This is a genomic window from Prauserella oleivorans (assembly GCF_042685745.1).
In the GTDB taxonomy this organism is placed as follows: Bacteria; Actinomycetota; Actinomycetes; order Mycobacteriales; family Pseudonocardiaceae; genus Prauserella_A; species Prauserella_A oleivorans.
The window spans coordinates 1,537,032-1,560,960 of sequence record NZ_JBHUNT010000001.1 but is presented as its reverse complement, the minus strand read 5'-3'; the positions used below and the strand labels follow the sequence as shown (position 1 = coordinate 1,560,960).

General features: G+C 70.7%; 29 protein-coding genes and 1 riboswitch. Of the genes, 14 read left to right on the top strand and 15 right to left on the bottom strand.

The features are described 5' to 3' along the window. Nucleotides 1-32 precede the first annotated feature (32 nt). Nucleotides 33-884 carry a bifunctional hydroxymethylpyrimidine kinase/phosphomethylpyrimidine kinase gene (thiD, locus tag ACFSZT_RS07755; protein WP_377388378.1) on the top strand — a complete coding sequence of 284 codons (852 nt, stop codon included), beginning with the start codon at nt 33-35 and terminating at the stop codon, nt 882-884. A 10-nt stretch (nt 885-894) separates the two neighbouring features. Next, complete coding sequence (locus ACFSZT_RS07750; RefSeq protein WP_377388376.1) at nt 895-1,707, top strand: ion transporter; 813 nt, start codon at nt 895-897, stop codon at nt 1,705-1,707. A gap of 4 nt (nt 1,708-1,711) precedes the next feature. Here ACFSZT_RS07750 and ACFSZT_RS07745 read toward each other — a convergent pair whose 3' ends face one another. The 4 genes from ACFSZT_RS07745 to thiO form a co-directional block, all read right to left on the bottom strand. Next, on the bottom strand, nt 1,712-2,137 hold the full coding sequence (locus tag ACFSZT_RS07745; protein WP_377388374.1) for a MarR family winged helix-turn-helix transcriptional regulator: 426 nt from the start codon (nt 2,135-2,137) through the stop codon (nt 1,712-1,714). 76 nt (nt 2,138-2,213) lie between these two features. Further along, on the bottom strand, nt 2,214-2,990 hold the full coding sequence (gene thiG, locus ACFSZT_RS07740) for a thiazole synthase (protein ID WP_377388372.1): 777 nt from the start codon (nt 2,988-2,990) through the stop codon (nt 2,214-2,216). A 2-nt stretch (nt 2,991-2,992) separates the two neighbouring features. Then, entirely contained in the window at nt 2,993-3,193 is a 201-nt protein-coding gene (gene thiS / locus ACFSZT_RS07735) for a sulfur carrier protein ThiS (RefSeq protein WP_377388370.1), read from the bottom strand. Continuing rightward, nucleotides 3,193-4,308, bottom strand: coding sequence for a glycine oxidase ThiO (thiO, locus tag ACFSZT_RS07730; RefSeq protein WP_377388368.1), 1,116 nt, complete (start codon nt 4,306-4,308; stop codon nt 3,193-3,195). The genes thiS and thiO overlap by 1 nt, the downstream gene beginning before the upstream one ends. Further along, nucleotides 4,304-4,409, bottom strand: a riboswitch (TPP riboswitch). It overlaps the preceding gene by 5 nt. Nucleotides 4,410-4,440: 31 nt before the next feature. Between thiO and thiE the strand changes: the two genes are divergently transcribed. Then, nucleotides 4,441-5,124, top strand: a complete 684-nt coding sequence (gene thiE / locus ACFSZT_RS07725) for a thiamine phosphate synthase (protein ID WP_377388366.1) — start codon at nt 4,441-4,443, stop codon at nt 5,122-5,124. On the opposite strand, the gene ACFSZT_RS07720 is transcribed toward thiE, so the two are convergent. The 3 genes from ACFSZT_RS07720 to ACFSZT_RS07710 form a co-directional block, all read right to left on the bottom strand. Beyond that, a complete protein-coding gene (locus ACFSZT_RS07720; RefSeq protein ID WP_377388365.1) occupies nt 5,102-6,130 on the bottom strand; it encodes a hypothetical protein in 1,029 nt (342 codons plus the stop codon). The two genes, thiE and ACFSZT_RS07720, sit on opposite strands and share 23 nt — an antisense overlap. A gap of 123 nt (nt 6,131-6,253) precedes the next feature. After that, a complete protein-coding gene (locus ACFSZT_RS07715) occupies nt 6,254-7,675 on the bottom strand; it encodes an MFS transporter (protein ID WP_377388363.1) in 1,422 nt (473 codons plus the stop codon). Further along, nucleotides 7,672-8,427: a GntR family transcriptional regulator gene (locus ACFSZT_RS07710; RefSeq protein WP_377388361.1), complete on the bottom strand. Its 756-nt coding sequence runs from the start codon at nt 8,425-8,427 to the stop codon at nt 7,672-7,674. The genes ACFSZT_RS07715 and ACFSZT_RS07710 overlap by 4 nt, the downstream gene beginning before the upstream one ends. Before the next feature lie 141 nt (nt 8,428-8,568). Between ACFSZT_RS07710 and ACFSZT_RS07705 the strand changes: the two genes are divergently transcribed. Both ACFSZT_RS07705 and ACFSZT_RS07700 read left to right on the top strand, forming a co-directional pair. Beyond that, nucleotides 8,569-9,585 carry an SIS domain-containing protein gene (locus tag ACFSZT_RS07705; protein WP_377388576.1) on the top strand — a complete coding sequence of 339 codons (1,017 nt, stop codon included), beginning with the start codon at nt 8,569-8,571 and terminating at the stop codon, nt 9,583-9,585. Continuing rightward, nucleotides 9,582-10,517 (top strand): N-acetylglucosamine kinase, encoded by a 936-nt coding sequence (locus tag ACFSZT_RS07700; protein ID WP_377388574.1) that lies wholly within the window; start codon nt 9,582-9,584, stop codon nt 10,515-10,517. Before ACFSZT_RS07705 ends, ACFSZT_RS07700 begins: the two co-directional genes overlap by 4 nt. Nucleotides 10,518-10,554: 37 nt before the next feature. Here the strand turns inward: ACFSZT_RS07700 and ACFSZT_RS07695 are convergent, their stop codons facing one another. Continuing rightward, nucleotides 10,555-11,217, bottom strand: a complete 663-nt coding sequence (locus ACFSZT_RS07695; protein WP_377388359.1) for a DUF3159 domain-containing protein — start codon at nt 11,215-11,217, stop codon at nt 10,555-10,557. A gap of 265 nt (nt 11,218-11,482) precedes the next feature. On the opposite strand from ACFSZT_RS07695, the gene ACFSZT_RS07690 reads away from it, so the two are divergent. The 5 genes from ACFSZT_RS07690 to ACFSZT_RS07670 all read left to right on the top strand — a co-directional run bounded on the left by ACFSZT_RS07690 (nt 11,483) and on the right by ACFSZT_RS07670 (nt 15,085). Continuing rightward, a complete protein-coding gene (locus tag ACFSZT_RS07690; protein WP_377388357.1) occupies nt 11,483-12,289 on the top strand; it encodes an SGNH/GDSL hydrolase family protein in 807 nt (268 codons plus the stop codon). Nucleotides 12,290-12,356: 67 nt separating this feature from the next. Beyond that, nucleotides 12,357-13,052 (top strand): OmpA family protein, encoded by a 696-nt coding sequence (locus tag ACFSZT_RS07685; protein WP_377388355.1) that lies wholly within the window; start codon nt 12,357-12,359, stop codon nt 13,050-13,052. Between the two features lie 13 nt (nt 13,053-13,065). Then, a complete protein-coding gene (locus ACFSZT_RS07680; RefSeq protein WP_377388353.1) occupies nt 13,066-13,614 on the top strand; it encodes a hypothetical protein in 549 nt (182 codons plus the stop codon). Between the two features lie 107 nt (nt 13,615-13,721). Beyond that, entirely contained in the window at nt 13,722-14,213 is a 492-nt protein-coding gene (locus ACFSZT_RS07675) for a DUF6932 family protein (RefSeq protein ID WP_377388351.1), read from the top strand. After that, complete coding sequence (locus ACFSZT_RS07670; protein ID WP_377388349.1) at nt 14,207-15,085, top strand: hypothetical protein; 879 nt, start codon at nt 14,207-14,209, stop codon at nt 15,083-15,085. Before ACFSZT_RS07675 ends, ACFSZT_RS07670 begins: the two co-directional genes overlap by 7 nt. A 247-nt stretch (nt 15,086-15,332) precedes the next feature. Here the strand turns inward: ACFSZT_RS07670 and thpD are convergent, their stop codons facing one another. The 4 genes from thpD to ectA all read right to left on the bottom strand — a co-directional run bounded on the left by thpD (nt 15,333) and on the right by ectA (nt 18,656). After that, the gene (gene thpD, locus ACFSZT_RS07665) at nt 15,333-16,238 is read right to left on the bottom strand and encodes an ectoine hydroxylase (RefSeq protein WP_377388347.1); all 906 of its coding nucleotides are present in this window, start codon (nt 16,236-16,238) and stop codon (nt 15,333-15,335) included. A gap of 113 nt (nt 16,239-16,351) precedes the next feature. Next, nucleotides 16,352-16,744, bottom strand: coding sequence for an ectoine synthase (locus ACFSZT_RS07660; RefSeq protein WP_377388345.1), 393 nt, complete (start codon nt 16,742-16,744; stop codon nt 16,352-16,354). Nucleotides 16,745-16,804: 60 nt separating this feature from the next. Continuing rightward, on the bottom strand, nt 16,805-18,058 hold the full coding sequence (ectB, locus tag ACFSZT_RS07655; protein ID WP_377388343.1) for a diaminobutyrate--2-oxoglutarate transaminase: 1,254 nt from the start codon (nt 18,056-18,058) through the stop codon (nt 16,805-16,807). Between the two features lie 43 nt (nt 18,059-18,101). Beyond that, complete coding sequence (gene ectA / locus ACFSZT_RS07650; protein WP_377388341.1) at nt 18,102-18,656, bottom strand: diaminobutyrate acetyltransferase; 555 nt, start codon at nt 18,654-18,656, stop codon at nt 18,102-18,104. Nucleotides 18,657-18,964: 308 nt separating this feature from the next. Between ectA and ACFSZT_RS07645 the strand changes: the two genes are divergently transcribed. Beyond that, complete coding sequence (locus ACFSZT_RS07645; protein WP_377388339.1) at nt 18,965-19,537, top strand: HhH-GPD-type base excision DNA repair protein; 573 nt, start codon at nt 18,965-18,967, stop codon at nt 19,535-19,537. 362 nt (nt 19,538-19,899) lie between these two features. Here the strand turns inward: ACFSZT_RS07645 and ACFSZT_RS07640 are convergent, their stop codons facing one another. Beyond that, on the bottom strand, nt 19,900-20,406 hold the full coding sequence (locus tag ACFSZT_RS07640) for a mycothiol transferase (protein WP_377388337.1): 507 nt from the start codon (nt 20,404-20,406) through the stop codon (nt 19,900-19,902). Nucleotides 20,407-20,485: 79 nt separating this feature from the next. Here ACFSZT_RS07640 and ACFSZT_RS07635 point away from each other — a divergent pair, with 79 nt between their 5' ends. Then, nucleotides 20,486-20,860 (top strand): VOC family protein, encoded by a 375-nt coding sequence (locus ACFSZT_RS07635; protein ID WP_377388335.1) that lies wholly within the window; start codon nt 20,486-20,488, stop codon nt 20,858-20,860. On the opposite strand, the gene ACFSZT_RS07630 is transcribed toward ACFSZT_RS07635, so the two are convergent. Further along, a complete protein-coding gene (locus ACFSZT_RS07630; RefSeq protein ID WP_377388333.1) occupies nt 20,836-21,498 on the bottom strand; it encodes a winged helix-turn-helix transcriptional regulator in 663 nt (220 codons plus the stop codon). The two genes, ACFSZT_RS07635 and ACFSZT_RS07630, sit on opposite strands and share 25 nt — an antisense overlap. 69 nt (nt 21,499-21,567) lie before the next feature. On the opposite strand from ACFSZT_RS07630, the gene ACFSZT_RS07625 reads away from it, so the two are divergent. Together ACFSZT_RS07625 and ACFSZT_RS07620 are read left to right on the top strand one after the other, a co-directional pair. Beyond that, nucleotides 21,568-22,053, top strand: a complete 486-nt coding sequence (locus ACFSZT_RS07625) for a pyridoxamine 5'-phosphate oxidase family protein (RefSeq protein WP_377388331.1) — start codon at nt 21,568-21,570, stop codon at nt 22,051-22,053. Next, the gene (locus ACFSZT_RS07620; protein WP_377388329.1) at nt 22,050-22,739 is read left to right on the top strand and encodes an alpha/beta hydrolase; all 690 of its coding nucleotides are present in this window, start codon (nt 22,050-22,052) and stop codon (nt 22,737-22,739) included. The genes ACFSZT_RS07625 and ACFSZT_RS07620 overlap by 4 nt, the downstream gene beginning before the upstream one ends. Here ACFSZT_RS07620 and ACFSZT_RS07615 read toward each other — a convergent pair. After that, the gene (locus ACFSZT_RS07615) at nt 22,715-23,902 is read right to left on the bottom strand and encodes an ROK family transcriptional regulator (protein ID WP_377388327.1); all 1,188 of its coding nucleotides are present in this window, start codon (nt 23,900-23,902) and stop codon (nt 22,715-22,717) included. The two genes, ACFSZT_RS07620 and ACFSZT_RS07615, sit on opposite strands and share 25 nt — an antisense overlap. Nucleotides 23,903-23,929 lie beyond the last annotated feature (27 nt).

Here is a 23,929-nt window from a genome sequence, read left to right as displayed (position 1 = left end):
CGGCCCACACCCGGCCAGCGACACTGGAGGCCATGAGCGAAGCCCGACCGCCCGCCGCACTGACCATCGCCGGGTCCGACTCCGGCGGAGCAGCCGGCCTGCAGGCCGACCTGCGGACGTTCCTGACCTGCGGCGTGCACGGCCTGGTCGCCGTCACCGCGGTGACCGTGCAGAACACCCTCGGCGTGCACGACAGGGCCGACATCCCGGCGCACATCGTGGCAGGTCAGATCGAGGCGGTGGCCGCGGACATGGGCCTCGAGGCGGCCAAGACCGGCATGCTCGCCTCCGGCGAGATCATCCGCGCGGTCGCCGCCGCCTGCGACGCGGCGGGCATCGGGAGGGACACCGACGTGCCCTTCGTCGTCGACCCGGTCGCGGCCTCCATGCACGGGCACCCGCTGTTCGACGACGCCGGGCTCGACGCACTGCGTGAGGAGCTGCTGCCCCGCGCGACCGTGCTGACCCCCAATCTCGACGAGGTCCGGCTGCTCACGGGCATCGAGGTCACCGATCGGCACCTGATGCGCGACGCCGCCGCGGCGCTGTACGAGCTGGGGCCTCGCTACGTGCTCGTGAAGAGCGGCCATCTCGTCGAGGACCCGGAGTGCGTCGACGTGCTCTACGACGGCTCCGAATTCCTCGAGCTGCCCGGGCCCCGGTTCTCCACCCCGCACACCCACGGCGCGGGCGATGCCATGGCCTCCGCGCTCACCGCGGGGCTGGCGCGCGGCATGACCGTGCCGGAGGCGGCGAGGTTCGGCAAGTGGTTCGTCAGCAACGCCGTCGAGCACTCGTACCCGATGGGGGCGAAGGTCGGGCCGGTGTCGGCGTTCTGGCGGCTGGCCGCCGAGCCCGGGACCGGACAGCGATCACCCGAATAGGATCCGGCGCGTGACTCTACGCGCCCGGCTGCGCCGGCTGGTCGAGGACCGCCGGTTCCAGAACCTCGTCATCGCCGTGATCATCGTCAACGCGGTCACGCTGGCGCTGGAGACCTCGCGCGACATCGTGGCCGGTTACGGCGGCCTGCTGCACACGGTCGACTACATCGCGCTGGGCATCTTCGTCGCCGAGCTGCTCGCGAAGATCTACGTCTACCGCGGCGCCTTCTTCCGCGACGGCTGGAACCTCTTCGACCTGGTGGTGGTCGGGATCGCGCTCGTACCCGCGAGCGGACCGTTCGCGGTGCTGCGGGCGCTGCGGATCCTGCGCGTGCTGCGGCTGGTCTCGCTGGTCCCGTCGATGCGCAAGGTGGTGGCCGGGCTGCTGGCCGCGGTGCCCGGCATGGCCTCGATCGCCGCGCTGCTCGGGCTGATCGTCTTCGTGGCGGGCGTGATGGCGACGAAGCTGTTCGGCGGCATCGTGCCGGACGACTTCGGCGACCTCGGCACGTCGCTGTTCACGCTGTTCCAGGTGATGACCGGCGAAGCCTGGCCCGACATCGCCGATGCCGTCATGGAACGGGCACCGATGGCGTGGATCTTCTTCGTCGTCTACATCCTCGTGTCGAGCTTCGCGGTGCTGAACCTGTTCATCGCCGTGGTGGTGAGCGCGATGGAGGAACAGCTGCGCGATGAGATCCGCGAGGAAGAGGACCGGCAGGCCGCCGAGCAGGCGGCGGTCAACGAGCAGATTCTTGCGGAACTGCGGGCGCTGCGCGCCGAGGTCGCGCGGCTGCGCGAGCGGCAGCCCGACCCGAGCTGACCCCTCACTCCCCGTCGTCGAGCAGTGCCTCCAGCGCGGGCAGCGCGTCGATGAGGGCCTGGCGATCCCGGTCGGACAGGTTGTCGATGCGCCTGCCCAGCTCGTGCACGCGCGTGGAGCGGACGCCGCTGAGCAGCTGCTCGCCTTCCTCGGTGAGGGTCGCGAGCCAGGCCCGCCGGTCGGCGGGATCGGACTCCCGGCGCACGTATCCGGCCTCGACGAGCGAGGCGACGATCCGCGACATCGTCGCGGCGGCCACGCCCTCCTTTGCGGCGAGGTCGCCCAGCCGCAGCTGCCCGTGCGCGCCGAGCGTGGCCATGGCCGAGATGGCCCCGTGGCCGGGCCCGGGCGAACCGGCCTGACGCAGTGATCGCGACAGCCTGCCGATCGTCAGGAACAGCCTGCGTGGGATGTCGTTCGGCGTGGTCACCTGCGCTCCTTCGGGTACGCGCGCCTGAGATCGCGTTCACGATACGTGGCCCGGGCGCGCGGGCGCGTCAATCCGGTCAGCGCGGCGGAGACGAGGCCTGCGCCCAGAACCGCTGCGGCACGCGGCCGGCCTGTCGCGCGAGCCTGCCCGCCGTCACCGCGGCCCGCATGGCGTGCGCCATCCGTTCGGGGTCCTGCGCCCGCGTGACCGCCGTCGACAACAGCACGGCGTCGCACCCCAGCTCCATGGCCAAGGCGGCATCGGACGCAGTGCCGATGCCGGCGTCGAGGATGATCGGCACGCCGGCCCTGGCGACGATCAGCTCGATGTTGTGCGGGTTGCGGATGCCGAGGCCGGTGCCGATCGGCGCGCCGAGCGGCATCACGGCGGCGCAGCCGGCCTCCTCGAGCCGCAGAGCCAGCACCGGGTCGTCGTTGGTGTAGACGAGGACGGTGAAGCCCTCGGCCACGAGTTGTTCGGCGGCGTCGAGGGTCTCGACCGGGTCGGGCAGCAGCGTGCGGTCGTCGGCGTGCACCTCGAGCTTGACGAGGTCGGTGCCGAGTGCCTCCCGGGCGAGCTGGGCCGTGAGCACGGCTTCGGCGGCCGTGCGGCAGCCGGCCGTGTTCGGCAGCAGGGTGATGCCGAGCCTGCGCAGCAGATCGAGCACGCCCGACCCGCCCTCGGCGTCGGCGCGGCGCATCGCGACGGTGGTCAGCTCGGTGCCGGACGCCACGAGCGCCCGTTCGAGAACGTTCAGGTTCGCGGCGCCGCCCGTGCCGATGATGAGGCGTGAACTCAGCTTGAGATCGCCGATCACCAGCGTCTCGCCGCTCTCGGAGTTCATGTCGGTCATCGTCAACCTCCCTGGACGGCCGTGAGGATCTCCAACCGCGCGCCGTCCGGCACGACGACACGGGCCCACTCCGCGCGCCGCACGACCTGGCCGTCGAGCGCGACCGCGACACCCTCGCGCGCGGTGCCGAGCGCCTCCAGCAGGTCGGCGACGGTGCTGCCGTCGGGGAACTCCCGGGCGTCCCCGTTGACTGTGATCCGCATCAGACTCGTTCCTCACTGCGCATGCGTTCGGGATGTGCCGCGGTGACCCCCGGCGGTGGCTCCGTGCCCGCGAGCCAGGCCAGCACGGCGTCGGCGGTGACGGGTGCGAGCAGCAGGCCGTTGCGGTGATGCCCGGTGGCCGCGAACACGCCGTCGCCGAGTTCGCCGAGGTAGGGCAGGTTGTCCGCGCTGCCCGCGCGGAGACCCGCGGCGGTCTCGGTGAGCTCGTACTCGGCGATGCCGGGGAAGACGCGTTCGGCGTTGTCGAGCAGTCGGCGCACGCCCCGGGCGGTGACGGCCGTGTCGAAGCCCGCCTCGTACTGCGTGGCGCCGAGCACCAGCTCGCCGTGCTCGCGTGGCACGAGGTAGACGGGCTCGCCTTCCACCATCGCGCGGACCGTGTGCCGCGGCGGTGGCAGCGTCAGCCTCCGGGAGCGCAGGCGCAGGATCTCGCCCTTGAGCGGCCGGACATGCCCGGCGAGCCGGGGAGCGAGCCGTCCGCTCCACGCCCCGGCGGCGAGCACGACGAGCTCGGCGGCGTGGCCCGCCGTCGCGGTCCGCACCACTCCGGGTTCGAGTGCCACGACCTCCTCGGCCACGAACTCGGCACCGTGCGCGCGGGCGGCGCCGCGCAGGGCGTCGAGCAGCCTGCGGTTGTCGACGGCCAGGTCGCCGGGCACCAGCAGGCCCGCGGTGACGGAGCTGCCGAGCCCGGGTTCGGCGTGCCGCAGCTGCCTGCCGGTCACGTAGGTGGCCTCGCGGCCCAGGCCGTGCAGGTAGTCGGCGAGGATCCGCAGCTGCTCGGCGTCGGCGCGGTCGAATGCGGCCACGACGGTCCCGGCCAGGGACAAGCCCGGGTCGAACCCGTCGGCCCGTAGCTCCTCGGCGAAGCGGGGCCAGCGGCGCAGCGATTCCTCGCCGAGCTCGAGGACGTCTTCCTCACCCGGCCACGCCTCGGTCACCGGGGCGAGCATCCCGCCCGCGACCCAGGAGGCGGCCTGGCCGGGCCGGGGGTCGAACACGGTCACGCGATGCCCGGCGGCGGCGGCACGCCAGGCGACGGCCAGGCCGATGACGCCGGCACCGACGACCGTGAGGTGGGGTTGGCTGGGCACTGTCGATCACGCTCCCTGCGCCGGCATGACCCGGATCAGGTTCCACGGTCGGAGCTGCTGCTCCCTCTCAGCCCGTTTGCGGGGCTCCCGTGCGGACGTCACCAACATACAGGGCCGTACTACGGTGACGCCATGCCCGGCCTCAACGGTGATCAGATCCGCCGGCGTCTGGCGGACGCCCGGCTGTACCTGTGCACGGACGCCCGCAGTACACGTGGCGACCTCGCGGAGTTCGTCGACGCCGCGCTCGCGGGTGGCGTCGACATCGTCCAGCTGCGCGACAAGACGAGCGGCGCGCCGCTGGAAGCGCGGTTCGAGCTCCAGGCGCTGGAAGTGTTGGCGGAGGCGTGCGCGCGCCACGGGGCGCTGCTGGCGGTGAACGACCGAGCGGACGTGGCCCTGGCCGTGGACGCCGACGTGCTCCACCTCGGCCAGGATGACCTGCCGGTGGATCTCGCGCGCCGCATCGTCGGGGACGGTCCGGTGATCGGCCGGTCCACCCACTCGCTGGACCAGGCGCGGGCGGCGGCGGTGGAGCCGGGTGTCGACTACTTCTGCGTCGGGCCGTGCTGGCCGACACCGACGAAGCCCGGACGCGAGGCACCCGGGCTGGAGCTGGTGCGGGCCGTGGCCGCCGAGATCGGCACGCCACGGCCCTGGTTCGCCATCGGAGGGATCGACGCGCAGCGCCTGCCGGAGGTCGTGGCGGCCGGGGCGGACCGGGCGGTGGTCGTCCGGGCCGTCACCGAGGCCGACGACCCCCAGGCCGCCGCGACCGGCCTGCGAGAGGCGCTCAGCCGCCCTCGCTCGGAGTGACCTCGGCACCTCCGCCGGACTCGCCGCCGAGGCCCGGCAGCGGAACGCTCTCGGTTTCCTCCTGCGTCGGCTCGGGCTGCTCCTCGACCGGGCTGCTGGGCTCGGTCGGTTCGACCGGCTCCGACTGCTCCGTCGGCTGCTGCTCCTCGGACGGCACCGGCGTGCCGGACTCCGTAGGCTCGTAGGTCGGCTCGGTCTCGTCGCCGGGCTGCTGCTGCTCGCTCGGCGCGGGCGTCTGCTCCTGCTCCTGCTGCCGGCCCGGGTCCTCGCGGTACTCGGACTGGCCGGACGTGTTGCCGACCAGCTGTCCCACCGTGCTGCGGCCCTGACCCGACACCGAGCTACCGGTCGCCAGCTCGAACCCGGTGAGGATGAACATGCCGATCACGAACGCCGCGACGCTGGTTCCCAGCACCACCGGCCACCGGCGCTTCAGCCAGCCCCATTTGTCCTGCTCGGTCGCATCCGGCTGCCCGGCCTGCTGCGCACCGAGGTAGACGGTCTGCTGCTCGCTGCCCGGGGCGGCGATGTAGCGCGTCTGCTCCTCCCCCAGCGGGCCGATCCGACGCGTGCGGTCGTCGCCCGGAGCAGCGATGTAGCGGGTCCGTTCGTCGCCCAGCGGACCGATCCGCCGGGTCCGTTCGTCCTGCGGTTCGGCCAATCGGGTGGTCGGCGGCGCCGAACTCTGGTTCGCCGCGGACGTCCGTCCGGGCGAGCCCTGGACACGGGTCTGCCACCCTCTGGCGTCGGTGATGGCGGCCGCCATCGCCTTGGCCTTCTTCGTCGCCTCCTTGGTCTTGCGCAGCGACCGCAGGTACACCTCGCTGCCGACCGTGCTCAGGACGCTCATGACACCGGTGCCGATCACCGTCCCGTAGACGCCGAAGAACGAGCACAGAAACGCCGCGGTCGTCGCCGCCAGCCCCGCGGCGATCAACTGCGCGGGTTTGAGACCGGACTTCTCCGATTCCTCGTCCTCTCTCTTTTCCTTCTTCTCCTCAGCCATGATTCCGATCGCTCACGCGGACTCCCCATCTCCAACACTCCAACGTTGAAAACGCCACGGATGCTCCCGGCGTTGCCAGAAGTGAGCACGAACACGGCGCAATTTCGAGTCCACAAAGGACTGTCAGCGGCTCACAGATTCTTCACGTGGCGTAGCCGTGCGGAGCACGTTGTCGCGAATCCCCGTCGCGAGCGCCGCCCCGGTGACGGCAAGCCCAAGACATACCCACAACGCGGTGCGCCAACCCGCCGTCAGGGCGACCGGATCGGAATACGCCGCGCCGCTCAGCCCGGCCACGGCGGGCAGCACCGCGACGGCCAGCAGGTTCCCGCTGCGGGCGATGGCGTTGTTCACCCCGGACGCCACGCCGGCATGGCGATCGGGCGCCGCGGCCAGCACGGTCGCCGTCACGGGCGCCACCACCGTGGCGAGGCCGAGCCCGAAGACGGTCACCGCCGGGAGCACCGTGCCCACGTAGGACGAACCGGGCGCGACCCGCTGCAGCAGCCACATCCCGAGTGCGAGCAGTAACGGGCCGGCGACCAGCTGCGTACGCGGGCCGATCCGCTGGGCGAGAGCGCCGGAACGTCCGGACAACGCGACCATCAACGCGGTGACGGGCAGCCCGGCCGCGCCAGCTTCGAGGGGTGAGTACCCGAGCGAGGTCTGCAGCTGCAGAACGAGCAGCATCATCACGCCGCCGAGCGCGGCGTACACGACGAGGGTGAGCGCGTTGGAGAACGTGAACGTCCGGTCGGCGAACAGGCTCGGCGGGACGAGCGGATCTCGCGAGCGCAGCTGGACGACCACGAACGCGGCCAGGGCCAGCGCTCCGCCAACCGCCGCGGTGAGCACGAGCGGGTCGTCGAATCCGCGGGGCGGCGCCTCCACCAACGCGCCGGTGACCCCGGCCAGACCGAGCGCACAGAGGACGGTCGAGAGTGTGTCCGGCCTGCCCTGCCCGCGCGCGTCGCAGGACTCCGGAACGTAGCGGTGCGCCAGCCACACGCAGACCGCCGCCAGCGGCAGGTTCACCAGGAACGCCAGCCGCCACGACCACGCCTGCACCAGCAGCCCGCCCACCAGCGGCCCCAGCGCCGCCGCGACGCCACCGAGGCCGGACCACGCGCCGATCGCCCGCGCCCGGTCCTGCCGCGCGAACGACGCCTGCAGGATCGCCAGCGAACCCGGCGTCAGCAGCGCGCCACCGACGCCCTGCAGAACCCGCGCCCCGACCAGCAGTTCCGTGGTCGGCGCGATGCCGCAAAGCAGCGACGCGGCACCGAACCAGACGATGCCGAGCTGGAACACCCGCCGCCTGCCGTAGCGGTCGCCGAGTGCTCCGGCGACGAGGATGAGCGAGGCGAGCGCGAGCAGGTAGCCGTCGAGGATCCACTGCAACCCCGAGACCGAGGCGGCCAGTTCCTCACCCATCCGGGGCAGGGCGACGTTGACCACGGTGCCGTCGAGCATCACCATCCCGGAGCCGAGGACGGTGGTGGCCAGGACACCGCGCGCGGCCGAGGTGCCCCAGCGGACGGTCACGGCCTGGTCAGCGTGGTGACGAACTTGTACCGGTCACCGCGGTAGATCGAGCGCACGTACTCCACGGGCTTGCCGTCGGCGCCGAACGAGTGCCGGGACAGCAGCAGCACCGGCATTCCGACGTCGGCACCGAGGAGCTCGGCCTCCTGCGGTCCCGCGAGCGAGGTCTCGATGGTCTCCTCCGCCCGCGTGAGCTCGACGCCGTAGCGCTCCTTCAGCGCCTCGTACAGCGAACCACCCTCGGTGATCTGCCTGCGCAAGCCGCGGAAGCGCGCCAGCGGCAGGTGGGTCGTCTCCAGCGCCATGGGTTCGCCGTCGGCGAGCCGGAGCCTGCGCAGCCTCAGCACCTTGGCACCGGTACGGATGCCGAGCAGCTTCGGCAGGTCCCCTTCGGCGACGATCTCCTCGACCTCCAGCAGCTGGGAGGACGGCTCCCGGCCCTGCGCGCGCATGTCCTCGGTGTAGGAGGACAGCTGGAGCCGCTGCGCCACCTTGGGCTCCGCGGCGAAGGTGCCCTTGCCCTGCACGCGGTGCAGGCGCCCCTCCGCCGTCAGGTCCGCCAGCGCCTGCCGGACCGTGGTGCGGGAGACGTTGAAATCCCCGGCGAGCGCGCGCTCGGTGGGAATGGGCGATCCCGCGGGTAGCGACTCGAGCAGATCCAGCAGATGCTGTTTGAGCGCCCAGTACTTCGGCTCGCGCTGGGCCCGTGTACCTGTTGCGGTACCCGCCCTGGCCCCCGAAACCTCCAACATGACCGACTCCTTCACTTCAACCCCGCGACGCTTACCTGCAAAACTACCCTTCGCCCCGCACGTTGAACCTGTCTACTATTGGTCTAGACCTTGCGGCGCGACGAGAGGATCATCGTGACAGAGGCCCAGCCGGGCAGGCTGATGACGGCAGAGATCGACGAGCAGCCGGACATCCTCGCCCGGCTCGTCGAGCAACGCGCCACCATCGCGGGAGTTGCCCGCGCCATCGTGGAGAAACCACCGCGGTTCGCTTTGCTCGCCGCGCGCGGGTCGAGCGACCACGCCGCGCTCTACGCCAAGTACTTGATCGAAGTCCTCCTGGGCCTGCCCGCGGGGCTCGTCTCGCCGTCCACGACCACTCTCTACGGCGCCCACCCAGATCTGCGGGACGTTCTGCTCGTGTCGGTGAGCCAGAGCGGCGGGTCCCCTGATCTGCTGGAGGTCACCGAGGCGGCCCGCAAGGCGGGCGCGCGCACGGTCGCGGTGAGCAACACGCCGTCCTCACGGCTGTTCGAGGTCGCCGATCTCGCCGTCGACATCGGCGCGGGCGAGGAGCACGCCGTCGCGGCCACCAAGACCTACACGGCGACCCTGCTGGCGCTGTACCTGCTGGTCGACGCGATGCGCGGCGGCGACGGCTCCGCGGTGGGCGACATCGGCCGGCTCGCGCACACGACGCTGCGGGACTCGGCGAGCGGGGTCGCGCGGGCGGTGGACCGGTACCGGTTCGCCGACCGCGTGGTGGCCGCCGCCCGCGGGTACTCCTACGCGACGGCGCTGGAGGCCTCTCTCAAGCTGGCCGAGACCAGTTACCTGCACACCCGCGCCTACAGTGGCGCGGACCTGTTGCACGGCCCGGTCGCGGCGGTCGACGAGGAGACCGCCGTGCTCGGCCTCACCAGCGCAGGCCACGGTGGCACGGCCATGCGGGACGTGCTCGGCGCCGTCGCCGAGCGTGGTGCCGACGTGCTGGCCATCGGGTCGGCGGCCGGCGACATGCCCGCCGCGTTGCGCATCGACGTGCCCGAGACGGCCGAGGAGGTGGCACCCATCCTGGAGGTACTGCCGGTGCAGCGGCTCGCGCTGCAGCTGTCCCTGGCCCGTGGTGGTGACCCGGACAGCCCCCGCGGCCTGCGCAAAGTGACCAAGACGCGCTGATGTACGTCGTCGGAGTGGACGCGGGCGGCACGACCACCAGGGCCCGGGCGCTCGCCGCCGACGGCACCGTGCTCGGCACGGGACGCGCCGGCGGGGCCAACCCCAACTCGCACCCGCCCGCCCAGGCCGCCGCGGCCGTGGCCGAGGCCGTTGCCGCCGCGACCGCCGGACTGGACCGCGCGGGCCTGCGGGCGTGTGTCGTCGGCATGGCCGGGGCCGGCAAGCTCACCGATCCGGCGGTCGCGGACATCTTCCGGCGTACCTGGCGGGAGGGCGGGTTCGGCGACGTGGCGCGCGTGGTCTCCGACGCCGAGGCCGCGTTCGCATCGGCCACGGCCGAGCCCGACGGCACCGTGCTCGTCGCGGGTACCGGCTCCATCGCGGGCCGCATCCGCAAGCGCCGGATGGTGTCGGTGGCGGGCGGCTACGGCTGGTTGCTCGGCGACGAGGGATCGGGCTTCTGGATCGGCCGGGAGGCGGTGCGGGCGACCCTCGACGCGCTGAGCCGCGGCACGGCACTCGGCACGCTGGCGACGTCGGTCCTGGCGCAGGCCGGCATCGACCCGGACGAGCCCCGGGCGTTCCACCGGCTCATCACCGCGGCCAACGGCGAGCCACCGGTGCGGCTGGCGCGGTTCGCCCCGCTGGTGAGCGCTGCCGTGGACGACGATCCCGAGGCCGAGCGGATCGTGGAGCAGGCCGCCGGGTTGCTGACGCGCACGGCGCTGACGGCGCGGGACGTCGACGAGAGCACCCCGGTGGTGCTCGTCGGAAGTGTGCTGGCGGAGGACAGCCCCGTGGGCATACGGGTGCGTACCCGCCTGTCCGGCCTCGACGTGCTGGGCAGCAGCGACGGCGTGCTCGGCGCGGCGTGGCTGGCCGCCGTCGAGGCCTTCGGCGAACACGCACTTCACCCGAAAGGCGTACTGTAGGTGGTGGCCCCCGGACCTCCCCCTCGCCGGGGGCCCCTTACTCCGGCGGTTGTGGATGCCGCAGCCCGGGATGCCCGCTGGGCAGCGTCCGGTGGAGCACCCAGCCGCTGACGGCGACCGTCAGTGCGACCAGCGGCCACGACAACACGGTGCGCGCGATCCCGAGAGCGACCACCTCGCCGGCCCACCACAGCGCGCCGAACACCGCCACACGCAGCGTGTACTGCCCGAACACCCACACCCAGCTCGCGCGGGAGTACGCCCGCAGCAGCGCCGGGTCACGCCGCCAGCGGGTCTTCTGGCCCAGCACGAGTCCCACCACGACGCCGAGCAGCGGCCAGCGGACGACGATGCTCGTCGCCCACGCCAGCGCGCTGGCCACATTGGACAGCAGCTGGATGAGGAAGAAGTCCTGAGCCCGTCCGGTGCGCAGCGCGATGAGCGCCGCGACGACGACGGCGGCGAGGCTGACGACCACCGCGCGGGCCTTGTCACCACGCAGCAGCCGGAACGCGCCGACGGCGATGCTGACCGCGATGGCGGTCGCCGCGCCCCATCCGATCGAGGAGTCCGCGACCAGCCAGCCGGCCACGAACGCCACCGGAGGCAGGGTCGCGTCGATCGCCCCCTTGCGTCCGCCGAGCAGACTCGCGAGTGACTCCCGGCCCGGAGCGGGCTCGGTCGCCGGAGTGTCTGTCACGATCTCAAGCCTCCCTCATTTCGGAGGTTAGGTCACCCTTCGCCCGCAACCGGAGGCCGGCGTCGGCATCGTTCGTAACGTTCGCCACACGCCCGGTACCGATCCGGTAATACGGGTGCGGACGTGACCGACGACGTAAGAAACTGAGAGTCTTGATCGAACCGGCGGTCGCCAATGCGCGGATCAAGGGGGATTACCGTGGCTCCCGCCGGTCGACGATCGGCTCGGGACTTCAACTCGCAGGCGCTGGGCGGAGGGAGAGCTCGTGACGGGCTACAACAGTTACGTCGCCATCGGGGACAGCTTCACCGAAGGACTCAACGACGAGCGCCCCGACGGAACGTTCCGGGGCTGGGCCGACCGGCTCGCCGAAATCCTCGCCGACGGACGTCCGGACTTCGCCTACGCCAACCTCGCCATCCGCGGCAAGCTGCTCGCCGAGATCATGTCCGAGCAGCTGCCCGTCGCACTGGAAACCAAGCCCGACCTGGTCACCGTGTGCGCCGGCGGCAACGACATCATCGTTCCCGGCGCCGACGTCGACGCCGTGGCCGCCGCGTTCGAGGAAGGGATCGCGGCGTTGCGCGCGGAAGGCATCGAGGTCGTCATCTTCACCGGCCCCGACACCAAGAGCATGTCGGTGATGAGCATCCTGCGCGGAAAGGTCGCCATCTACAACGCCCACCTGTGGGCCATCGCCGACAAGCACGGCGCGAAGGTCGTGGACCTGTGGGCGATGGACGTCCTGCACGACGTCCGCGCGTGGAGCGACGACCGGCTCCACTTCACGCCCGAGGGGCACCGCCGCATCGCCCTGCGCACCGCCGAGGTGCTTGGCGTGCCCACCGCGGAGGACTGGCGCGAACCGTGGCCGCAGACCGACGGCCACCCGAACTGGCTCACCCTGCGTCGCTCCGACCTCGAATGGACCCGGGTGCACCTGCTGCCGTGGATCCGCAGGCAGTTGCGCGGGGAGTCGATGGGCGACGGGCTCACTCCGAAGCGCCCACGGCTGACGCCGCTGCTCGACCGGCCGGGTGTCGCCGCACTGGCCGAGCCCGCCGAGAACTAGCCCGAACGGCCCACAGTGGCCGTTTTTCCCGGTCGCACGGTCGCCGTGGGGCGTTTACAGTCGGTCCATGACCGGTGACCGGGGCCGGTTGTGGCTGGTTCCGCTCGCGCTGCTGCTGACGGGGTTACTCGCCGGCGTCGCGACGTGGGCCACGGCCGACCGGATCGAGTCCGAGCTGCAGCGCCGAGCACAATCCGCGCTCGGCGCAGCCGGGCTGCCCGCGGACGGTGTCTCCTTCACCGGCCGCGACGCCACGGTCCAAGACGTCCCCGCGGACAAGGTGGAGCTCGCGCGTTACGTCGTGCGCGGGGTCGAAGGCGTGCGGGACGTACAGGTCAGCGCGGCGGCGCCGGCCCGACGACCCGCGCCCGCGCGGCCGGAGCCTGCCCGGCAGCCGCGGAAGGAACAGCTCCAGGAGCAGCTCGACGCGCTGTTGCAGCGCAGTCCGATCACGTTCGAGGCCTACAGCTCCGAGCTGTCTACCGAGGGCGAGACCGCCGTGGCCGGCGTGGCCGACCTGCTTGCCGCGGCCCCCGCCCGGTTCCGTTTCGAGGTCGGCGGGCACGTCGCCCGGGTTCCGGAGATCAGCGCCGAGGAGGCGCGGCAGCTCTCCCAGGACCGGGCCGAGACCGTCGCCGATCTGCTCGTGGACCAGGGCGTTGCCGACGACCGGGTGACCTCGGTCGGCTACGGCGACACGCGGCCGCTGGGCGGCGACGACGACATCAGTGACGACCGGCGGGTGGAGATCCGGGTGTTGTAGAGGGGAAACGGCGATGCTGTGGTTGTTCGGGCAGATCTGGCTGTGGTTGCTGCTCGCGTTCGCGCTCGGCGCCGGCTCGGCGGCACTCGTGCTGACGAGGTGGGGCAGGCCGCGGCGGCCCGCGCGCCCGGTTTCCCCGCTCGAACCCGCGCCCCAAGCACCGCCCGAGGAGGAGACGCGGCACATCCCGGTCGCCGGTGCGCTGCCGTCCCACCGGGTGCCCGAGCCCGAGGACGCCACCGAGATCACGACGCGCCAGCCCGCGGTACGGGCCGAGGACACCTACCCGGACCGACCGCAGACCGAGTACACCGGGCACACCGGGTACGCCGACATCCCGCCCACCCGCAGCGAGCACCGGAACGACCACGCCTGGCGGCCCGCCGCGGAGGCACCCGCCAACGGCGACGAGTACGCCGGAACGGGTGAACCACAGCCTCTGGAGACCGGATACCAGTCCGGCACGCTGCCCTCGTGGCGCGAGTGGCACGCCCGCAACGAGTGGCCTGACGAGCAGGATGTGCGGGCCAGCGAGTACCGCACGCCCCGCCGAGGCGGTTGACTCTGCCCCGCGCGACGGCTGGTAGGTTCGCTACGCCCGCCTGACGGGCGAAGTTCAAGTCCTCACGCGCGTGCGTGCGCGCCTCCAGGACAACGTAAGGAACGTGGATGCCGCTCCCCTATTGGACAACGGACAACGTTCTGCCTCCCGGCCGGCATCCCGCTGATCTTTCCGACCTCTACGAGCGCTTCGTGTGGGACGCCCCGCACCGCAACGAGCGCGAGGTGCTGTTCAGCGCCCTGAGCGGCTACCTCGGTGTGGTGACCAGGCTGATCCCGTCCGGGCGGGCGTGGGTGTCGGGCGAGATCACGGTCCGGTCCGAACTGGTGCCCCGCGACGTCGACGTCCTGCTGATCCCGGACGACTGGGGCAGCCTCAAGCGGCTCGCCAGCCCGGCCCGCGAGGCGCTCTACGGCATGCTGACGCTGCACGGCGTGATCGCCGAGCAGCCCGCGATGTACCTCGAGCGGGTGCGTCCGGTCGGCGGCCTGCTCGACGGCTTCCTGTGCCGGCCCGGCGACGAGGACGTATGGGAACAGACGTGGGCGCGCGGGCCGCGGGAGGGCACCGTGAAGGGATTCGCAGAGGTGACGTGGTGAGCTTCCGGCAGGTGGCCGAGAACATTCCCGGCGGTACGTGGCTCGACGATCTCGCCAGAGCGTCGGCGATGGCGGCGCACGCCAAGTTCGAGCGGACGTCCCGCTCCCCGTTGCTGCAGGTCTCGCTGCTCGGGTCGTCGCAGCTCGACGCGTACACGTTCTCCGACATCAGCAAGGCATTCCAGGACGCCACGGCCAAGATCGGCCACATCGTGCGCAACCCGCAGGGCGAGATCACCTACGTGCAGCCCGCCGACCGCGAGAAGGCGCCGCTGATCCAGCGCGGACAGGCCGGCAACGCGATGTTCTTCGGCTTCCCGGAGACCACCGACCCGGACGCGCTCATCAGCGACGGCATCGAGACGCTGTCCGAGCGCGCGGTGAAGGAGCTGTGCGACTTCCTGCCCGTCAACGGATCCGACGACGGCGCGCTCGACGCCGTGCTGTTGCAGCGCGACACGGTGCGCAACGCGGTGAGCGACATCGTCACCGCGGTGCTCCGGACGTCCAGCCTCGCCCTGTCGCTCACGCCGACGTCGGGCGAGGAGGTGGTGCGCAGCATGACGGCCGACCAGGCACGGGTGCTGCACAACAGCCTGCGTGAGTCGCGCGAGGACGTCGGGTACGAGACGGTGACCGGCAGGCTCGACGGTGTCCGCACGCGCAGGCGGATCTTCTACCTCGAACGCGACACGGGCAGCACCATCCAGGGCGCCGTCGCGCCGGACCTGCTCGACGAGATCAAGGTGAACCTGGACCGGCCGGTCACGGCGCGGCTGCGGGTGGTCCGCACGACCACCATCGACGGCAGGCGCGGACGGCCCGTCTACGAACTGCTGGAGATCCACTCGGAGACCAGTCTGTTCGACTGAAACCCGAGGTGCGCAACAGAATACGGCCCCGTGCCATCAGTCCCGATCTGATGGCGCGGGGCCGTACTCTTCGAACTCGTCATCGTCGCCGGCGGCGGTACAGGACTCACCCCGAGCAAGGAGCCACCCGGTCCACGCCGGCAACGACTACCCATCGCACTGCGATGAGGTGTGCGACACAGTAACAGGCTGCGCAGAGATGGCTACAGCCACCCCCACACAGCCTGCTACCAGTCGTGTACTCCCGTCAGCGGGTGAGCGGGGTGAAGTCCCGCGCGCCGATGAACGTCGGCCGCGGCTTGCTCGCCGCGAACGGCTCCACGAGCGTGTTCTCGACGCTGTTGAACACCAGGAAGATGTTCGACCGCGGGTACGGCGTGATGTTGTTGCCCGACCCGTGCATGATGTTCGAGTCGAAGAACAGCGCCGACCCGGCCGGGCCGGTGAACTGGTCGATTCCGCACTCGGCGGCGAGCTTGGTGATGTCGTCCTCGCTCGGCACGCCGATCTCCTGCTCCTTCAGCGACTCCTTGTAGTGGTCGTCCGGGGTCTCGCCCATGCACTGCACGAACGTGCGCTGCGAGCCCGGCATGACCATGAGGCCGCCGTTGAACGGGTAGTTGTCGGTCAGCGCGATGGAGCAGCTCACCGCGCGCGGCTTCGGCATCCCGTCCTCGGCGTGCCAGGTCTCGAAGTCGGAGTGCCAGTAGAAGCCGCTGCCCCGGAACCCGGGCATGTAGTTCACCCGGCTCTGGTGGATGTAGACCTCCGACCCGAGGATCTGCCGCGCCCGGTCGAGGATGCGGGGATCCCGGGCCAGTTCGCCGATCAGCTCACTGATCTTGTGCACCTCGAAGATCGACCGGACCTCGCCGGACTTCTTCTCGGTCACCACGCGCTCGTCGGTCTTGAGTTCCTCGTCCGACGAGAGCCGCACGAGTTCCTGCCAGTAGCCCTGCACCTCGGCGGGTGACAGGAGACCCTCGAGGATCGTGTACCCCTTGGCGTCATGGGACGCGAGGCCGGCGGCGTCGAACGGGCCGTCGTTCTCGCTGCCCCACACCGTGGGGTCGGTCCTCTCGAGCAGCTGCGCCGTGCCGCTGCCGAGTCGGGTCGGGTAAGCGTCCTCAATCCGGCTCTCTGCGAGAGTCAAGTTACTCGCCTCCTACGAGTGCCACTGTGCTGTTTTTTCGGCTGTTCCTTTCCTTGCCGTGAACAGCGGCCGCCGAGATTTGCGGCGGCCGGCTGCTCACGTGGCCGGGGAAGTCAGTCTTCTTCGACCACGAGGGGGTATACCCCGTTTTCGTCGTGAACCTCACGGCCGGTGACCGGCGGGTTGAAGACGCAGATGGTGCGCATCTCCGTCTTCGGCCGGACCTGGTGCTTGTCGTGCTCGTCCAGCAGGTACAGCGAACCCGGCTTGAGCTGGTGCGTCTCCCCGGTCGCCTTGTTCGTGATCTCGCCTTCGCCCTCGACGATGAAGACAGCCTCGATGTGGTTGGCGTACCAGAAATCGTTGACGGTCCCTGCGTACAGCGTGGTCTCGTGCACCGAGAAACCGACCTTGTCCTTGCTCAGCACAATGCGCTTGCTACGCCAGTTCGGGGTCTTGACGTCGGCGTCGGTGTCGGTGATCTCGTCGAGGGTGCGGACGATCAAAACGTCTCCTTTTCTCGGGTGTCGTCTTCTCGGGTGTCGTTACCTTGCCAGGACACGCGGTCAGCGCGCCAGAACGGACTCCACGGAGTCCTTGATGATGCCGAGACCCTTTTCGATCTCGTCATCGGTCGTGGTCAGCGCGGGCAGCAGCTTGACGACCTCGGAATCAGGCCCGGAGGTCTCCATCAGCAGACCCCGGTCGAACGCCGCCGCGCACACCTTGCCTGCCAGCTCGCCGCTGGGGAACTCGAGCCCCCGGGCGAGGCCACGGCCCTTGGCGACGAGGTTCGACTCCGGGTAGGCCTCCACGATCTCGTTGAAGACCGTGCCGATGCGCTCGCCCTTGGCCTTGGTCGACTTCTCGAGCTCGTCGTCACGCCAGTAGGTGCGCAGCGCCTCGGCGGCGGTGACGAACGCGGGGCTGATGCCGCGGAACGTGCCGTTGTGCTCGCCCGGCGCCCAGACGTCGAGGTCCGGCCGGATCAGCGTGATCGCCATCGGCAGGCCGTAGCCGCCGATCGACTTGGACAGGCAGATCATGTCGGGCTCGATGCCGGCCTCTTCGAAGCTGAAGAACGGTCCGGTACGGCCGCAGCCCATCTGCACGTCGTCGAGGATCAGCAGGATGTTGTGCCGCTTGCACAGGTCGGAGAGGCCCTTGAGCCACTCCAGGCGCGCGGCGTTGATGCCGCCCTCGCCCTGGACGGTCTCGACGATCACGGCCGCGGGCTCGTTCAGGCCGCTGCCGGAGTCCTCGAGCAGCCGCTCGAAGTAGAGGAAGTCGGGGTAGGCGCCGTCGAAGTACTGGTCGTACGGCATCGGCGTGGCGTGCACCAGCGGGATGCCCGCGCCGCCGCGCTTCATCGAGTTACCGGTCACCGACAAGGCGCCCAGCGTCATGCCGTGAAACGCGTTGGTGAAGTTGATGACCGACTCCTTGCCGGTCACCTTGCGCGCCAGCTTCAGCGCGGCCTCCACCGCGTTGGCGCCACCGGGGCCGGGGAAGATGACCTTGTACTCCATCGAGCGCGGCTGGAGGATCACCTCGTTGAGGGTCTCCAGGAAGTCGCGCTTGGCCACGGTGAACATGTCCAGCGAGTGGGTGACGCCATCGCGGGAAATGTAGTCGATCAATGCCTTCTTCAGCACCGGGTGGTTGTGCCCGTAGTTGAGCGCGCCGGCCCCGGCGAAGAAGTCGAGATACGGTTTGCCGTCCTCCGAGTACAGCCAACTGCCCTGCGCTCGGTCGAAAACCGTCGGCCAGCCACGGCTGTAGCTGCGCACCTCGGACTCGAGCGTTTCGAAGATGCTCACTTGCTCCGTCTCCTGCTTTATCAGGCGAATATGCAGTTCGCTTTTACTGTTGCCCTGGCTCGTGCCGGGCGCGCGTCAGCGGGCCGATGCGAAAGAGGTCCTCCGGTTCGTGCGGGTCCGGGAAATCCCCCGCGGCGAACAGTTCGGACCGCTCGAGCGTGGCGTTCCACCGCTTGGCGAACGAGGTGAACAGGCGGATCGATGCCTCGTTGTCCGGCGTGATGGTGGTATCCAGGTACCGCACACCGGCGTCCACCAAACGTTCGAACAGGGCGTCGAGCATTTTGCCTGCCAAGCCCCGGCCGCGCTGGGAGTCGTCGACAGCGACTTGCCACACCAGCGCGGTGTCCGGCGCACTCGGCCGTCGATAGCCGATGACAAATCCCACAGTATTTCCATCGGCGCGGGCGACAACAGAGGTGTCGGCGAAATCACGGCACCACAGCAAGTACGCGTAGGACGAGTTCAGGTCCAGCTTTTGTGAATCACGCGCAATTCGCCAGAGGGCCGCACCGTCGTCCCGGGAAGGACTTTCGATCACCACGTGGCCCGCCGAATGATTATCGCCGTTTGCACGCTTTGAGTGCTTTCCGGACATATTCATGCAACGTAACAGAGTGGCGTTACGCCCTCAGCTCGAGTCGGCGAGCGAACCCCGGGCTACCTGCAACAACACAGAAACACGTGTGATAATGGAGACACAAAGCTACCGATCATGGCGCTCGATGTGCTATGGGCACAGCGCGGCTGGCCGCTGCTCCCGCTTAGCACGGTAGTGGCACACGTCGCCCCACGCGAGGGGTCAATCACACGCAACCGTCCGTTACCGCCGATTTCCACCATGCGGGTCGCGGCGGCCGGCCTTCGTGGTGACCGGCGCGGGGCCGCCGTGCGATGCTGGTCGGCATGGCTGGCACCTTGCACCTCACCGGGGATCCCGAGACGGACAAGCTCCTCTCCGAGGACCCGTTCGCCCTGCTCACGGGCATGTTGCTGGATCAGCAGATCGCCATGGAGGTGGCTTTCTCCGGGCCGAGGAAGATCGCCGAACGGATGGGCGGCTTCAGCGTCCGGAAAATCGCCGAGAGCGACCTCGACGAGTTCGTCGAGCTATGTGTCGCGAAGCCGGCGATTCACCGGTACGGCGGGTCGATGGGCCGGCGGGTCCACGCGCTCGCGCAGTACATCGTCGAGCACTACGACGGCGACACCGAGGCCATCTGGACCAAAGGCGACCCGGACGGCAAGGAAGTGCTGAAGCGGCTCAAGGCCCTGCCGGGCTTCGGCGACCAGAAGGCTCGCATCTTCCTCGCGCTGCTCGGCAAGCAGCGTGGCGTGCAGCCGAAGGGGTGGCGGGAAGCGGCGGGCGCCTACGGCGAGGAGGGCTCACGCCGCTCCATCGCCGACGTCACCGGCCCCGAGTCGCTCGCCGAGGTCCGCAGCTTCAAGAAGGCCGCGAAGGCGGCGGTGAAGGGCTGACCCGCCTGGGCGACGAAGCCGAGCCCGCCGTGTCCGCCGTTCCGGTAGCCGTGTCCGCCGTTCCGGTCGCCGTGTCTGCTCTCCCCGTCGCTGTGTCCGCCGTTCGGGTCGCTGCCCGGCCGTCCACGGCAACGGCGCCGTGCCCGGGTTCGAGCCGACTGCACCTCGTCGGCCCGGCGAGCGGCACGAGGCCATGCGCGACAGAACAACAGCGGTGGCCGACACGGCGACGTAGACGGCCGACACGGCGACATGGACGGCCGACACGGCTACGCGGATCGCAGACACGGCGACATCGTCGGCAGACACGGCGACGTAGACGGCAGACACGGCCACCCCCACCCACGCCCGCCGCGGACAACTCAGCGGAGCACGATCCCCCGGACGAACGCGGCCTGACCCACGTGCTGCATGTCGTCGCCGATGACGCTGACCAGCCGCACGCCGAGCGTCACGGGCGGGTCCCAGCTCTCGTCGATGACCACGTCGAGGTCGGCGTCGGTTATGCCACTGATGTAGTCGACGGTCTGCTCGTACACGGCGTCGTGGTAGCCGGTGAGCAGCTTCCCGTCGTCCACCCGGACCGCGGCGACGTCCTCGCTCGAGTGGCCGTAGCCGGTGTCCTCGTCCGGCAGCGACAGGCCGAACCGCTCGGCCCAGCCACCCGCGGTCCACACCTGCTCCCGGTCGGCGACGTCGGCGATGTGGTCGTCCTGCACCCTGGTCAGGTGCCACACCAGCCAGGCGATCGAGTTGGCCTCGTCGTCGACGCGGTAGGCGAGCGCGTCGGCGTCGAGGCCGCCCACCACGTCGTGCACGGTCTCCTTGATGCGGCCGAAGGCATCGGTCAGTAGCTCCACACTTCCCATGTCGCCATTGTGTTCGCTCGGCCCGTGTTCTGCCGCACACTGAGAGGCCCGGCCACACCGGCATCCGCGAGGAGGCGTGATGGTGGAGTTCAGGCTCGAACTGGTGGGCGTTCCGGTGTCGGACGTCGACCGGGCGAAGGCGTTCTACGTGGAGCAGGTCGGTTTCCATGCCGACCACGACCATGTGGTGGACGAACACACCCGGTTCGTGCAGCTCACCCCGCCCGGGTCGGCGTGCTCGATCGTGCTCGGCAAGGGGGTGGTCGACATGCCGGTGGGTGCGCAGCAGGGGTTGCAGCTCGTGGTCGCCGACATCGAGGCGGCGCGGGCCGAGCTCGCCGATCGCGGGGTCGAGGTGGGCGAGATCCAGGACTACCCGTGGGGACGATTCCTCTTCTTCGCCGACCCGGACGGCAACGGGTGGGCGATTCAGCAGCTGCCGGCGTCGGCCTGACGGGGCGCCGGCCGCGGGAAGAGCCCGAGGAACCGTTCGGCGACCTCCACCTCACCTGCTACCCGCACCGGCGCGTCGCCGAGCGGACAGGCACCGAACACGAGTGCCCGCAACGTCGCGGCGTCGGTCTCGATCACGGCGTCCGGGGCGGGCGCCTCACCGCGCGACAGGGTCAGCCGGTCGCCGGACACCTCCGCGCGGAAGCGGTCCACGCCGAGGCGCAGCTCGACGACGGCGTGGAACCCGCGCGCGGCAGGCGCGTCGAAGGTCGTCCTCAGCGCCAGCATGAGGGCGTCGGCGCTGAGGTCGGCTTCCGACGTCAACGGCAGCCTGCTGCCCCAGCGGGCCAGGGCGAGCAGTACCGGTTCGAGCTCGCGGCCGCGGTCGGTGAGCTCGTAGCCGGTGCCGCTCGCGGGCGGGGCGAGCCCGCGTCGGCGCACGATGCCGGCTTCCTCCAGCTCGCGGAGGCGCTGGGTGAGGACGTTCTGGCTCGCCGTCGACAGTCCGGCCCGCAGGTCGGTGAACCGCTTCGGCCCCAGCAGCAACTCGCGCACCACGAGCAACGCCCACCGCTCCCCGACCATGTCGAGGGCCCGCGCGACCCCGCACGGGTCGTCGTACCAGCGCTTTCCTGCCACATCGCGAGCATACACTTCTGATCTCGCACCATTTAGTGCTAATTTAGGACCATACGAAAGGAGGCAGCCATGCCTCGCTCGGAGACACTCCCCCAAGGCGACGTGCGACTGCTCGACACCGACCTCGCGCAGCGCCTGCTGCACTCGACCGAACTCGCGCGCCTCGCCTACATCGCGCGTGACGGCACACCGCGCGTCATGCCGATGCTCTTCCACTGGACCGGCACCGAGGTGGTGCTGTCGACGTTCGCCGGCGCCGCCAAGATCGCCGCGATCCGGGCGAGGCCGGACGTCGCACTCACCATCGACACGTCCGGTGTTCCCCCGGAGGTGCTCCTGCTCCGCGGCCGGGCAGAGGTGTCCGAAGTAGACGGAGTGGTGCCGGAGTACGCGCTGGCGCACGAGCGCTACTACGGCGCCGAGCAGGCGGCCCGGACCATCGCGGAGGTCGACCGGCCCGGCACCCGGATGGCGCGGATCGGCGTGCGCCCAGCCTGGGTCGGCCTGCTCGACTTCCGCACTCGGTTCCCCGGCGCATTGGCGGGCCGACCATGACGACGTTCGTGCTCATCCACGGCGCCGGATCGGATTCCTGGTACTGGCATCTCGTGGCACCGCAACTCCGGGCCCACGGCTACGACGTCGTGACCCCCGACCTGCCGACAGACGACGACGGAGCAGGCCTCGCCGAGTACACCGATGCCGTCGTCGCGGCCATTGGTGACCGCGACGAGATCGTCCTGGTCGCCCAGTCGATGGCTGGATTCACCGCGCCGATGGTGTGCGAACGGGTTCCGGTGGAGCTGATGATCCTCGTGGCGGCGATGACGCCCACGCCCGGCGAGTCACCGGGCGAGTGGTGGGCCGCCACCGGCCAGCCCGAGGCACAGCGTGCGCTCGCGGAGCGCGAGGGCCTGTCCACCGAAATGGACCTGAAGGAGCTCTTCTTCCACGACGTTCCGGCCGAGGTGAAGGCCGAGGCGTTCGCGCGCGGGGAAAAGCGGCAGGCGAACGCGCCGTTCGAGAAGCCGTGGCCGCTCGACCGATGGCCCGATGTGCCGACCCGGTTCCTGCTCTGCCGGGGAGACCGGCTGTTCCCCGCGGAGTTCCAGCGCCGGGTCGTCCGCGAGCGGCTCGGGATCGTGCCGGACGAGATCGACGGCGGCCACCTGCCCGCGCTCGCCCGGCCGAAGGAGCTGACGGCACGGCTGCATGCCTACCGGGTGGCCTTCGACCGCTGAGCCACCAGGGCATCCACAGTGGACGGAGCTAGCATCTCGTCGGCGACCAGCCCCGCCAGGCCGACGAACGCGCCGTTCTCACCGAGTTGCGACGGCTCGATGTCGAGGTTGCGCAACGCGCTCGCGTGGGCGTTGGCCTCGACCGTCCGCCGCAGGCTCTCCAGGAACGGCGGCAGCACGCCGATGGCGCCGCCCACCCGGACATACCGCGGGTTGACGATCGTCACCACCGTGGCCAGCACTGTCCCGACGAGCCTGCCCGCCTCCGCCGCCGCCCGGACGGCATCGCCCCGGCCCTCCTCCACCCGCCGGACGACGTCGGCCATGGACCGCACACCCGTCGACCGGAGCTTGCGCGTCAGCGCCTGCCCGCTCGCACTCGCCGCCACGCAGCCGCGCCTGCCGCAACTGCACCGCTGATCGCTGCCCTCGATGCGCATGTGCCCCATCTCACCCGCGGTGCCGCTCTCCCCGCGGTGGATGCGCCCGGAGATCACCACGCCCGCGCCGATACCGGTGCCGACCTTGACGCCGACGACCGTGGACTCCGGCCTGCCCATGGCGTAGTAGTCGCCGAGCGCGAGCGCGTTGGCGTCGTTCTCCAGCAGCACCGGCACACCGAACGCGGCGGCGAACGGGTCCCGCAACGGCGTGCCGCCCCAGTCGGGCATGGTCGGCGGCGCGACCGTGACGCCGCGGTCGTGGTCGATCTGTCCCGGCACTGACAACGCCATCGCGCGGAGCGTGTCGGCCCGCTTCGTGCGGCGCAGCAAGGTGCGGCCGGCCTCCAGGAGCACGGGCACGACATCGGCCGGCCGGTGCCGGACGGGCAGTTTGTGGTCGTCGCGCGCGAACACGGTGCCGCGCAGGTCGGTGACGGCCAGGGTCGCGTGACTCTGCCCGAGGTCGGCGACGAGCGCGGTCGGGGTGGTGTCGTCCACCTCGAGCACCTCGGCCCGGCGGCCGCCGCTCGACTCACGGTGACCGGTCTGGCGGACCAGACCAAGCCGGCGCAGGACATCCAGCCGCTCGACGAGCGTGACACGCGACAGCCCGACGCGTTCCTGCAGTTCGAGCCGGGTCAGTGGGCCGTGCGCCCGCAGCACCGCCAGGACGTGTCCCGGCGATGTCGCGCTGGCCGGCGTCGGTTTGGTCACTGTCACGTTGACAATCGTCCTCCCGCTACTTAT